10 protein-coding genes are annotated in these 12,190 nt (G+C 55.9%); 2 read left to right on the forward strand and 8 right to left on the reverse strand.

Annotation, left to right across the window (positions count from 1 at the left end):
* From ABX962_RS17545 to ABX962_RS17565, 5 genes are all read right to left on the reverse strand, one after another.
* Positions 1–318 (reverse strand): aminotransferase class IV (locus ABX962_RS17545; protein ID WP_372721337.1); only part of this gene is annotated, 318 nt, incomplete at its 3' end.
* A gap of 60 nt (positions 319–378) precedes the next feature.
* Positions 379–1,179, reverse strand: a complete 801-nt coding sequence (locus tag ABX962_RS17550; protein WP_372721338.1) for an enoyl-ACP reductase — start codon at positions 1,177–1,179, stop codon at positions 379–381.
* A gap of 70 nt (positions 1,180–1,249) precedes the next feature.
* A complete protein-coding gene (locus ABX962_RS17555) occupies positions 1,250–1,678 on the reverse strand; it encodes a 3-hydroxyacyl-ACP dehydratase FabZ family protein (RefSeq protein WP_372721339.1) in 429 nt (142 codons plus the stop codon).
* A 147-nt stretch (positions 1,679–1,825) separates the two neighbouring features.
* Positions 1,826–2,890 carry an ROK family protein gene (locus tag ABX962_RS17560; protein WP_372721340.1) on the reverse strand — a complete coding sequence of 355 codons (1,065 nt, stop codon included), beginning with the start codon at positions 2,888–2,890 and terminating at the stop codon, positions 1,826–1,828.
* 233 nt (positions 2,891–3,123) lie between these two features.
* On the reverse strand, positions 3,124–4,941 hold the full coding sequence (locus ABX962_RS17565; RefSeq protein WP_372721341.1) for a phospho-sugar mutase: 1,818 nt from the start codon (positions 4,939–4,941) through the stop codon (positions 3,124–3,126).
* Between the two features lie 290 nt (positions 4,942–5,231).
* Between ABX962_RS17565 and glmM the strand changes: the two genes are divergently transcribed.
* A complete protein-coding gene (glmM, locus tag ABX962_RS17570; RefSeq protein ID WP_372721342.1) occupies positions 5,232–6,584 on the forward strand; it encodes a phosphoglucosamine mutase in 1,353 nt (450 codons plus the stop codon).
* Between the two features lie 317 nt (positions 6,585–6,901).
* Here the strand turns inward: glmM and ispG are convergent, their stop codons facing one another.
* From ispG to ABX962_RS17585, 3 genes are all read right to left on the reverse strand, one after another.
* A complete protein-coding gene (gene ispG, locus ABX962_RS17575; protein WP_372721343.1) occupies positions 6,902–8,038 on the reverse strand; it encodes a (E)-4-hydroxy-3-methylbut-2-enyl-diphosphate synthase in 1,137 nt (378 codons plus the stop codon).
* A gap of 145 nt (positions 8,039–8,183) precedes the next feature.
* Entirely contained in the window at positions 8,184–9,920 is a 1,737-nt protein-coding gene (locus ABX962_RS17580; RefSeq protein WP_372721344.1) for a hypothetical protein, read from the reverse strand.
* Positions 9,921–10,199: 279 nt separating this feature from the next.
* Positions 10,200–11,090, reverse strand: a complete 891-nt coding sequence (locus tag ABX962_RS17585) for a serine/threonine-protein kinase (protein WP_372721345.1) — start codon at positions 11,088–11,090, stop codon at positions 10,200–10,202.
* Positions 11,091–11,525: 435 nt separating this feature from the next.
* Between ABX962_RS17585 and ABX962_RS17590 the strand changes: the two genes are divergently transcribed.
* Positions 11,526–12,190, forward strand: a 665-nt coding sequence (locus tag ABX962_RS17590; RefSeq protein WP_372721346.1) for a Gfo/Idh/MocA family protein, incomplete at its 3' end; no start/stop codon positions are given.

The following is a 12,190-nucleotide window of genomic DNA, read 5'->3' on the forward strand; positions in this document are numbered from 1 at the left end:
GCGAAACGGATCGAGCCCGAGCGGTCCGGCCCCGCGAGTGACAATCAGACGGATATAGCCATCGTTCAGTCCGTTTTCTTTGACGGTTGCGTTAACATCGTCCGTCAATTGCTCGATCGACATGGGGATCGTCAAAGCGATTGCGCGAGCCGATTCCCACAGGCGTTCGATGTGTTGTTGCAGACGAAAAACGTTGCCGCTGTAGATTCGCATGCCTTCAAAGACACCATCCCCGTAGAGCAATCCATGGTCAAAAACGCTGATTTTGGCGTTTTCGCGGTCGAAGTACTGGCCATTGATATAGATTTTGCGATTCATAAAACCGACAGCAGAGGGGGGGAGGTGAAAGGGAAGAAAGCATTTGGCACGGCGGCAATGCTAATCAATATCTTGAGCTGTGACAGCGCGGACGACTTCGGCATCAAAATAATTAATTTCCATGGCGGCATCGACAACGATCGATTGGGCCGCGACACCGCTGCTGCGTGGGCTGAGCAGAAACGCGGCGGTATTGGCGACTTCGTCCGTGGTGACCGCCCGGCCGCGCGGGATGACTTTTTCAGCGTACAGATAGGAATCGACGTAGCCAGGGATGCCGGCGGACGCACTTGTCTTCAACAGTCCTGCCGAGACAGCGTTGAACCGTACTTCGCTGAATCGGCTAAAGGATTTGGTTAAAAACGCTAACGATGATTCGAGTGCGGCCTTGATCGGGGCCATAAACCCGTAACTCTCACTCGCCATCCGCGTCGTGCTGATTCCAATCGTGACCACGGACGCATTTTTTGCAAATCGGTCACGCAGTGCGTTGCAAACGCTGATCAGCGAATAGGCGGAAATGTCGACCGCCTGCAGGAATTGGCGGCGTGTGGTCTCGTGGAACGGCCGGATGCCTTCGGGATAATCGGCGAACGCGATCGAGTGGACCAAGCCATCAATCGTGACCCCGTCTGCCTCAAGCGTCGCCGCGAGCTGATCAATTTGAGCTTGATCCTCGACATCACAAACCAACACGGTTTCACCACTTAGCAATTTGCTGAGACTCTCTTTTCGCGATTCGCTTCGTACGCTGTAGATCACGTTCGCTCCGGCAGCACGCAGCACTTTCGCGATGGCAAATGCCACACTCTTTTTGTTGGCCACGCCCATGATCAAAATCGTCTTATCACGGAGAGACAAAAAATCGGCAACGGGTTCGTTAGGACTGGTCGAATTCACAGCGGCGTCTAAGAGTGGGAGTGCGGATTGGTTAGCCGGGGTTGGCAACGGTGCAGGCGAAGTTTAATCGTGCGGTGACTTTCCCGCCAAGTAGCATTTTGCCGGTCAAGAAAAATGCATTGCTGACGTGATCATCCAATTTCGCGTGGATTTCCACCGTATCGCCCGGCCGAACCATATTCTTGAACTTGACATTGTCTAAGCGAGTTGCCACCGGCATCGCTCCTTCGGCCATCTCGGCGATTTGCGCCAGCAGGATTGCACCGGCCTGCAAACAGCATTCACACTGGATCACACCAGGCACGATCGGATGGTCTGGGAAATGGCCTTGTACAAAAAACTCGTCGTCGCTGAACGTTTTTCGGCACACAATCTCGGTCTCGGTCATCGAGACGATTTCGTCGACAAGTCGCATCGGTTTGCGATGCGGAATCAATTTCTCAATTTGTTCGATAGTCATGAAGAAGCAAATAAGGGGGGGATCCAGCGAATAAACAGGGGGCTGCTTTCGGGGCATAACGACCGGGCCAGCAGCGTCAGGATGCAAAACAAGCAACCGAGGGGGGGATCGCTCGTATGAACCCACCGCATTTTAACCCAGCAGACTTTAAACCAGTTCGTACGCTTCGGCGAGCGCCCCGATCACCGACGCTTGGTCACCGCACTGCGAAAACGCCAATCCAGAAAGGTTGCGGAATCCATCAAGGGCGTGGCGATAATAAGCCAGTTCGGCTTGTTTGACATACCGGCGACGCAGTTCGTCGGACAAATCGCAGACGCCGCCGCCGATAACGAGCAGATCGTAGTCGCCGATGTAGTTGATCATCAACATGGCAACGCCGAGTGCCGCGGCTTGGTCATCAAGCAATTCGATCGCCAACGGATCGCCAGACGCGGCAAGTTCTCGAAGCTGTTTGGCTTTAGCCTTGATCGAACAATCAAGCGAATTCAGCGGATGATCGCTCCATTGTGGCAGCGACAATCGGTAACCAAGCTGATGCGTTAACGCGGTCAATGAAATCGCGGACTCGGCTGAGCTGTAAGCATTTCCGACTTTGAGTTGGCGATCATGATCGTAACGAAACGCGTCGTACGGCAAGAACACATGTCCCGCATGTCCGGCCCGGCCTTCGCGACCACGGACCACTTTGCCTCGCGAGACTTCGCCACCGCCCAGCCCAGTGCCGACTGCCAAGAAAAACAACGAGTCGAACTTGTCGGGTTGATGATCGTGCGGATCGATCGGGGGTGCGTCTTTCCACTGCATTTTTTCAGTGCGTATTACATATTCGCCCAGCGCCGCAGCTTGACCGTCGCCAAGGTAGCGAACGGGCGCTTTGGCTCCGGTTTGCGATAACCGCATTTGCAGGTTTTCGCGTATTCCAAAATTGACCCAATCGGGATGCGCCAAATTGGGCGTGGTCAACAACACGCCATCAAGCGTGGCGGGACCAGGAGTGGCAATGACCAACGATTGGACATCGGCGATCGTGCCCTCGAGATGCTGAAGCTCGGTGATCACCGCATCATGCAGATCGTCGACCGTCGCCAGAGGCCCTTCACTAGACCGTGTCGGAAATTGATCCGAGATTTTTAGGATCTCGCGGTTCTCGTTCCCAATCGCGACCGTCGATGTGGTGCCACCGACATCGATCCCTACAAAATATTTCACGGTGAACCCTCCTGAATAACATTCGCCAGGCGAAAAAACGCGGACGCTGGACGAAACGACGCGGAGCCCACTCTCAGAATACCAGCGAACCGTAGCGGTGCGGCGCGAGCCGCCCGGTTGGCGCGAATAAAATGTTCAAATTTGATCGGGCGAACGCTCGCCGCACCGCTAAAATCCGCGGGCTCGTATCGATGTGGCAACACGCCCATCGCTTTCCGACCGCCGCCGCGGCGTTAGCAGTTATCCTTCGCGAACGCTCGCATGTCGCTTTCGATGCCTTCGAGTCGTTTGACGATCGTTTGCCCAGCCGCATCGAGGTCTTGCGAATCCTCTGGCGAAACTCGCGTGAAGACATACAACTTGATCTTCGGTTCGGTACCGCTTGGACGCGCCGCGACGTAGTTGCCTTCTTCGTCCAAATCCAAAATGATCAGGTCACCCTCGGGTCCGGAAAGTGCCGATTTCTCGCCGCTGGCGACATCTAGCTTGGTTTGACTTCCATAGTCGCGGATCTGCTTGACTGCGATTCCCGCCAACGATTTCGGGGGCGTTTCACGGAACGCTTTCATCAACCGCTGCATCGCCGCCATGCCTTCGCTGCCCTCCATCACCAAGTTGATCAATGCTTCCTTGTGGTAGCCATGTTTTTGATGCAGATCGGCCAGACGTGTGTGCAGCGATTTGCCTTGGGCTTTCAACTCGGCTGCCAATTCGCTCATCAACATGCAAGCGACGGCACCGTCTTTGTCGCGTGCGTATTGTCCCACCAAATAACCATGCGATTCTTCGGTGCCGAACACAAATTGGTCGGGACCCTCGCGATCGATGACTTCGGCAATGTACTTGAACCCAACCAACAGATCGCCAACGCAGCGGACGCCGTAATCCTCGGCGATACGTCGGATCAGTTCACTGGTGACGAGCGTTTTGACGACGTAGTGATCCGCAGACAACGTTCCGGCGGCTTCGCGTTTGCTGAGCACATAGTCGGCAAGCAGTGACCCGATTTGGTTGCCATCAAAGGTACCCCACTGGCCTGTGGAATCGGTGGTCTTCGGGGCGGCGACTCCGAGGCGGTCGCAATCGGGATCGGTCGCCAAGATCAGGTCGAGTTCTTTGGATTGGGCATATTCGATGGGTTTGTCAAAGACCGCTTTGTTCTCGGGGTTCGAGACGTGTCCTGGAACGTTAGGAAAATCGCCACTTTTTTCTTCGTGAGGCCCGTAGACTTCGACGCTCTGGAACCCGTCACGCTCTAGCAGTGGCATCACGGCGGCGGCACCAACACCGTGCAGTGGCGAGTACAGGATTTTGGCGTCACGAGGTCCGGCGAATGCTTGGGCAGCAGCGGCGTCGAGAAACGCGTTGTCAATTTCGTCAGTGACCACTTCGACGCGTCCATCGGCCAAAGCTTCGGCAAACGGGACCGCCTTGATCTCTTGGCACGACATCACTTGTTCGATGATCGCTTTGTCGTGGGGCGGCAACACTTGAGCTCCGCTGGACCAGTAAACCTTCACCGCGTTATCGCTTGGCGGATTGTGGCTGGCGGTCACCATGATTCCGCAATCACAATTTTTGTGACGCACCGCAAACGACAATTGCGGCGTCGCTCGATAATCGTCAAGCAAGTAGACTTTGATTCCTGCCGCGACCATGATTCCGGCGCACAGTTCCGTAAAGTGGCGTGATTGGTGCCGAGTGTCATACGCGATAGCACACGACAATGCGTCGCTGCGTCCTTGGCGTTTGGCGTAATCGACCACGTAGTTGGCCAATCCTTGAGCGCTTTCCCCGATTGTGCGGTCGTTGATCGCGTTAGAGCCGATTGGATACATCCGGCCGCGGCGTCCTCCGGTACCAAACGGAATGATCGTCCAAAACACATCGTCCAGTTTCTGCCACTGTTGTTCGCGGATGTGTTTGGCCACTTCCTCGCGGTACGGGGCGTAGCGATCTTCGGTTAACCATGAACGAATGTGGCCGGCCGCAGACTTGCTGATCTTTGACTCGCTCGCAGCGGTTTCAACAGCGGATAGTAGTTCTTGCACGAATCGCTCCGGAAAAGTAATCAGTAATCAAAAAAACAGTGGCAGGGTGCCCGACATGCTGGTTTCGCAGTTAAGCTAATCAAACTAAAACGCGTGTCAGTCAAACCAACGCTTCGTTTTACATGAATAGCGTGTGGGGCACGAATCGGCACCTTTGGCTGACGCACCCTCGCGGATACTCCTTGCAAGAATGTGATTCTATTTGTTTTGCAGGGTCACTGGCAACGTGGGGCGACAAAAACTAACTCGCTTCCCTTCACTCTTCTTTCTCATTCATCAGACTATCCTTCATGAGCGATTTAATCATTAGTGTCAGTGGGCTTCGGGGTATTGTGGGCGAGTCGCTGACGCCGGACGTCGCAGTTCGCTTTGTGGGGGCGTATGCCTCGAAATTGCCCGCAGGTCCAATCGTGGTCGGTCGCGACGGTCGCAGCAGCGGAATCATGCTGAAGCAAGCGATTATTGCCGCGTTGACCGCCTGTGGCCGCGATTGCATCGATGCCGATGTCGCGGCGACACCGACCGTCGGCGTGTTGGTGCGTCAGCGAAACGCCGCAGGAGCTGTACAGATTTCCGCTAGTCACAATCCTCCGCCCTACAACGGCATCAAACTGTTTGGGCCCGACGGACGTGTCTTGGATGCCGTTACCGGCGGCGCGATTCGCGACGCCTATCTGGCAGGCGAAGCGGCGTGGTGCTCGTTTGACAAGATTGGATCGGCAACCCCCGAGTCGGATCCGCATGCCGATCACTTGGACATGGTGCTGGCGACTGTCGATGTCGACGCGATCGTCAAGGCAAAACATCGCGTGTTGCTGGACAGCAATCATGGGGCAGGCGGTTTGCTTGGCAAGCGATTGCTCGCCGCACTCGGGTGTGACGCGGTGATCGTCGGCGACACGCCCGACGGTGATTTTGCGCATGTTCCCGAACCGACAGCCGACAATTTGACGGGGATTGCCGAGCAAGTTCGCCAGCACGGTTGTAGCGTCGGATTTTGCCAGGACCCTGACGCTGACCGTTTAGCGTTGGTCGATGCCAATGGCCGCTATATTGGCGAAGAATACACATTGGCACTGTGTGTCAAACGTGCGATGCAACACGAAGCGACGCGAGGTGCGATCGTGATCAACGGTGCGACCAGCGGGATGAGCGAGCGATTGGCAGCCGATGCGGGGGTCAAGGCGTTTCGCAGCAGCGTCGGCGAAGCCAATGTTGCCGACATGATGATCGCTAAACAAGCCAAATACGGCGGCGAAGGCAATGGCGGTCCCATCGATCCTCGAGTCGGATACGTTCGTGACAGTTTTGTTGGGATGGCTCAAGTGTTGGATCTGATGACCGCGACCGGTCAAAGCTTGGCGGAACTAGCGGACGCACTGCCGAAGCTTCATATCCACAAATCCAAAGCCGAAGTCTCTGCGGACAAGTTGCCAAAGCTGTTCGATGCCTTGATCGCAACTCACCAAGACGCATCCGCAAGCACCGGAGATGGGTTGCGATTGGCATGGCCCGACAAATGGTTGTTGGTTCGCGGCAGCAACACCGAGCCGATTGTGCGATTGATCGCCGAAGCCGAATCCGAGTCCGAAGCCCGTCGGTTGTGCGACGACGCGGCCGCAAAATTAGCCGAGATCGCGTAACCGTCAACTTCCCGTAGCGAAACTATCCCGTAGCGAAACTCGCCAAGAGTTTCGTCCACACTCCTGCTGTCGATAATCGCGGGCGGCAGCTTGATTTTAAGAGCCGCTTCCGCGTGAGCGGCCAGACGTACGCGAGTATTACCCAGTGCCTTATACCCGGTGCCAACTACGCCAACTACTTTGGGTAGCGGTGCGGCGCAAGCCGCCCGGTTGCAGCGAGTAAAACGTTCGAAAGTTACCGGTCGGCTTGCGCCGCACCGTTATAAAAACCAACAGGCTAGTGCCCAAAGAGACTGTATTGGTCTGACGGTCCTCGGTTAGCCTTTGCGGGCGATCAGATCGTCGAGCTCTTGTTTTAGCTTGGGCAAGATCTCGTCGTAACCAAACGCGCCGAGCGCTTCGGTGCCTCGTTTCAAATTGACTTTCGCCGGTCCGCACCACAACCCGAGATCCGCATCGTCGGTTTCGCCGGGGCCGTTCACGCGGCATCCCATCACGGCGATCGTGATCGCATGGTTTTTGGCGTATTCAGTCATCTCTTTGACGCTGGCGGCCAATTCGATAAACGCTTCGTTTTCGACCCGCGAACAACTCGGACAACTGATGATGTTCAGCGACGAATCGTCAAACACCACGACGCTGCGTACTCGGCCGCTATAGATGTCTTGGACGATCGAGCGGCCCGCATCGATTTCTTCGGGTTTGCGATCGTTGGGCAGCGTCAGCGAAACGCGAACCGTGTCGCCGATTCCCTTGCCGATCAACTGCTCGAACGCGATCCGTGTTTTGACGATTCCATCGGGCGGCATGCCCGCTTCGGTCACCCCGAGATGCAGCGGAACGTCGGGACGCAATTCGGCAAACCGTTTGTTGACTTCGATCACTTTACGTGGATCGCTGTCTTTGAGCGAAACGACGTAACGGGTGAAGTCGAGCGAATCGACCAACTCGCAATGTTCCCGTGCCGATTCGATCATTGGGGTGATCGAATCCGCAGGATCGTACATCTCTTTTTTGGCGGGATCCATGCTGCCGCAATTCACGCCGATGCGGATTGCACAATCGTGCTCTTTCGCTTGGTCGATAATAAACCGCACCTTGTCTTGCCAAGGTTTGTCGCGTTGATGGTGGTACAAATGGCCGGGGTTGTAGCGAATCTTGTCGACGTAGGGAGCAACTTTCTCGGCCAAACGAAAGTTCTCTTGTAAATCGACTGCCAAGTTCGCGGTGGTCTGTTTGCGAATTTCCGCCAGCGCCTCGGCATCCTTGTCACTATCGACCGCGATGCGAACCACACCAGCGCCCTGCTCGCGAAGCGCTTCGGCTTGCGCGACGGTGGCATCGATATTTTGTGTCTTGGTCGCGGTCATGCTTTGGACTGCGATCGGATGGTTATTGCCAACGGTGATCGAGCCGATTTGGACGCCGCGTGTAGGGTTACGTTGAATCGTCATCTTCGTTTTGGTTAGCTGGAATTGGACGCAGGGCTAACGGATACCATAGCGGATGCCCGCCGTTTTCCCTAGTAGTTGGCCAATCTCAAAAGGCGGGGGGAAAGACCGTAGTAGAGCCATCACCCAGTGAGTTCGGGAGCGGGCGTTACCGCTGTAATAGCGCGGCGCCCAATTGGGCGACGAAGGGGACCATTTCGCGATGTGCCCGCTGCATCGCTTCGGCCGATCGCGTAGGGACGCCGTTTCGCTGCAAATTGTTAATTTCGCTGCTCAGTTGTTCCCAGCCGTCCATCAAATGACTCGCTTCCCGTTGTAAGTCACCGAAATCCGCACGTGAATTTAACTGAGCATGCAGCCGTTTTGCGTGAATATAGAAATCTTTGGAGCCATCGACCAGCGAATTACGGCGGCTTTGAGAGGTGATATAGCGGCTGAAACGCTGCACATCGGCGTCCAAATATTCGGCATGCCCCTCCAGCGATGCTGCGGCCTGAACCAGGCTGGCCAAGTCGACTGGGGTGCCGCTCGACGCAGAGACGTTCAACGCTTGTCGCAATTGCTCACAAACGCTGTCGATTTCGACAATCGCGCTGTTGGGCACCGTTCCCATTTGAATGTACGAAGCACGCAGTGAGTTCCAATCCGCATCGATCTTTTTGAATGTCGTTGCCAGATCACGTATCGACGCATTTCGCGCGGTCGCTGTTTCGAGTTGCCGACATTGGTCGTACAGCCGGCGACTCGATTCCATCACCCGAATTTGCTCGGACGGATTCAGTGCGACCATCGATCGCAGCGTCAGACGGTCCAAAATATTGCCCACGCTCGATTCCAATCGAACCGAAGCCGCACGTACATCCACCGCACTGGTCGGCGGCGGAATCCAAAGCAGTGCATACGTTTGATTCGCAACATCGCGGATCCGATCCAATCGCCGATTGAGATGTCGATCGTTGATCGCGGCCACGCGGCGACCCAGTGGACTCCATTGACCGACGAACTCGGTGAATCGTGACACCACATCTTCGTAGCTGCCTTCGGCGACCGATCGAGCTTGGCTTAGCAGTTTTTGTTGCAACAGTCGGCAATCGTGCGTCAAGGTTTCGGCATCGCGGCGAGAGATCGCAGCCAACTGCAGATCGTCAATCAACGTTTCCATGCACGTCGATGCGACAATCATCAAGTCACGAAGTTGCGTGCGATCGAATTGAGGGCCAATATTCAGGCGGCGTTCCATTGACGCGATCAATTGGTCGGCACGCCGAATCGAAGCCGAACATTCGCTGTCAAGTTGGTCAAGCGAACGCAGGCTAAACGACAATTGTCGCCAACGCGAATCCAATTCGGCATACGGCAACGCAATCGGCTGCAACGAGGCGAGGTTGTCACAGCTTTGAATCAGCGTGCGAGCGTCGGCTGCAATCCGATACGCTTGTGGCAACAACGGGCGAAGGCTGGGATTGCGAACCGAATGCTCTCGCAGATCGATGACCAAGCGGTCAACCGTGACGTAGAAATCGACCAATTCCTGAGCAAAATCGGCCGCTTCGCGACTGCGGACGTTGATCCGGGGGACTTGCGTGACAGCGGTGCTGCGATTGGCATCCGCTCGATTGGGAAACGGCGAGGGCGCGATTTCAACATTCGCAGGCGGATTCGGATTTCCTGGATGCGGCTGGTTCGGTTGTGTTGGCGGAGGCGGTTGTGTCGGCAACCGATTCCGCTGTTCGCGTTCCAATTGAGCTTCGGCAATCGTGCGAAACAAACTTTCGATCAACTCGCCACGCTGGGCGACCGCAGGACGCGACGTCGTCAAAACGAACACGAAAAGAAAAACGCTGCTCGCCGAACGGAGCAGGAGCGTGCGATTGCGATGCGACATGAGAAATCCAGTAGACGTTGATCCGAAGAGGTCTCTGGATTGTAGCGCAGAACCAAGAAAAAGCCCAGTCGAATTGGGCAACGGACATCGCTGTGGGACCCCATCGCCATTTACTTTGGCACTAGCCGCGTGGTTTTATAGCGGCGCGGCGCGAGCCACCCGGTCAATGTCGAACGTTTTACTCACTGCTACCGGACGGCGCGCGCCGTGCCGCTACTAAACTCGCGCCGAGCCGCTACTAAAGGCGATGACATTAGCCGTAACGGCGGCGAGTCGTGATCAACCGGCGCGGCGTTGGCTGATCCGTGATGTCGTCTCGGTGCGTCCGAGTTGGCTGATGCTGCGGTCGCTTAGCGGGTAGCGAATCCGGCTGACGGCGTTTTGCATCGCGATCGCGTCACGAAAACGTCGGTTTGGCACGGGATCAATGGCTTTGCGAATCAGGGCGACAAAATCGCTCGATAAGCCGCGACGAAGTTTCTGGTATCCCGGCAACGGGGCTTCGAAAGGATAGTCCGGCAGTTCGCCAGACAGCATGCGGTAGAGTACCAAACCGAGCGAAAAAACATCGCTACGAAACCCAGGATGCCCCATCGCTTGCTCGGGAGCCATATAGCCAAGCGTGCCCGATGCCGACACATGTTTGCCGTTCCTTTGGATCCGTGCCAATCCAAAATCAGTTAACCGAATCGTTTGGTTCGCAAACAGAATGAAATTATCGGGCTTAATGTCGCGGTGCAGGACACGTTGTTGATGGGCATGGGCGACCGCATCGATCATCTGCAGTGAATAATCGATCGCAGTGGCGCGAGCCAAGCGGCGACTGAGCCGATCGGCCAACGTTTGTTCTCCCAGCGGAAAGACCATCACAAAATGGCCTTCGACGAACCGAGCGTCCTTCAGTTCCAAGATCCCGGGGTGCCGCAGTTTCGCCATGATTCGCACTTCGCGTTTCAGGTCGTCCACCGATTGGGTGTTGGCGACATAGCGAGTGTCAGGGATCTTCAGCGCCACCCGGCGGTCTTCGATCGTGTCATGAGCGGCGTAAACGGTGGCGAATCCCCCTTCGCCCAAGCGGCTAACAATGCGGTATTTGTCCAACCGGCTGCCGATTCGCAGTGATTTTGGATTCCCCGTTTCTTCGTCGAAAATTCTCAAGGAGGGTTCCATGGCATCTTTCATCAAAAGCGGGGGCGTCACCTAGGCTGCAGGCCTGTGTCCGCGTGAAACGGGTTCAGGCCGGCTGCCGAGAATACGCGAAAATCAGTCGAGCCAGCTGCAGTGGCGTGCACGCGAATCCGCATTTTCGGGGCCAGTTTATCAGCGGCGGTTTCCGCATCCTCGCGGATCTGTGGTGCACTAAGCCCAATGATCGTCACGATCGAGGCAGCTGTCACAGGAATCCTGTTCCCCAAGAGCCCTACTTTTGCGCAAGTGACCAACGTAGTCCGAATATTCGTCACAGCTTTCCAAGGTTCACGGGCGTTGTACTCACGTCGATGCCGACGCATTACAATGAACTCGCCCCCCGTAGCGGAAATTCAATTCACCAACTCATATCACTTACGCTCTGACAAGCTCCTTTACACCCTGGAATTATCTATTATGCAACTCAATCGACGCCAAACCTTGATCGCCGGACTGGCTGCCGGAGTCACCACCGCCATCGCTCCCCGTACCCTGCGTGCCGCCAACGCAAACGACGAAATCAATGTCGGTTTCATCTCTTGCGGCGGCCGCGCCGGTGGGTTGATGAGCCAATTCAGCAAGGTCCCTGGGGTCAACATCGCCGGACTTTGCGATGTCGATTCCAAACGTCTCGGGCTCGCCAAAGAGCGATTCCCCAAAGCCCAAGGCTGGAGCGATCTTCGTGATCTGATCGCCAGCGATTCGATCGACGCCGTTGTCATCGCCACCTGCAACCACTGGCACTGCTTGGCTGCGATCTGGGCAATGGAAGCGGGCAAGGACGTGTATGTCGAGAAACCTTTGTCGCACAGCCAATGGGAAGGTCGCCAAACCGTTGCCGCGGCGCGAAAGTACAATCGCATCTGCCAACTCGGTACCCAGCAGCGGTCGGACCCGATGCAAGCCGAGATCAAAAAGTTCTTGCACGAAGAAAAAGCACTGGGCGAAATCACGTCGGCTCGAGTGAACCGCTATGGCATCCGCGGCTCAATCGGCAAACGTGACACGCCGCTGGAAATTGACAAGAACGTCGCTTACGATTTGTGGCTCGGCCCTGCACAAGATGAACCGATCTATCGCAA

It is taken from the genome of Novipirellula sp. (assembly GCF_041583735.1).
Taxonomy (GTDB): Bacteria; Planctomycetota; Planctomycetia; order Pirellulales; family Pirellulaceae; genus Novipirellula.

What these genes read in the sequence shown, in the direction of transcription:
- ABX962_RS17585 (WP_372721345.1), bottom strand. Translation starts at nt 11,090, where the DNA reads ATGGAACCCTCCTTGAGAATTTTCGACGAAGAAACGGGGAATCCAAAA.
- ispG (WP_372721343.1), bottom strand. Translation starts at nt 8,038, where the DNA reads ATGACGATTCAACGTAACCCTACACGCGGCGTCCAAATCGGCTCGATC.
- ABX962_RS17580 (WP_372721344.1), bottom strand. Translation starts at nt 9,920, where the DNA reads ATGTCGCATCGCAATCGCACGCTCCTGCTCCGTTCGGCGAGCAGCGTT.
- ABX962_RS17555 (WP_372721339.1), bottom strand. Translation starts at nt 1,678, where the DNA reads ATGACTATCGAACAAATTGAGAAATTGATTCCGCATCGCAAACCGATG.
- glmM (WP_372721342.1), top strand. Translation starts at nt 5,232, where the DNA reads ATGAGCGATTTAATCATTAGTGTCAGTGGGCTTCGGGGTATTGTGGGC.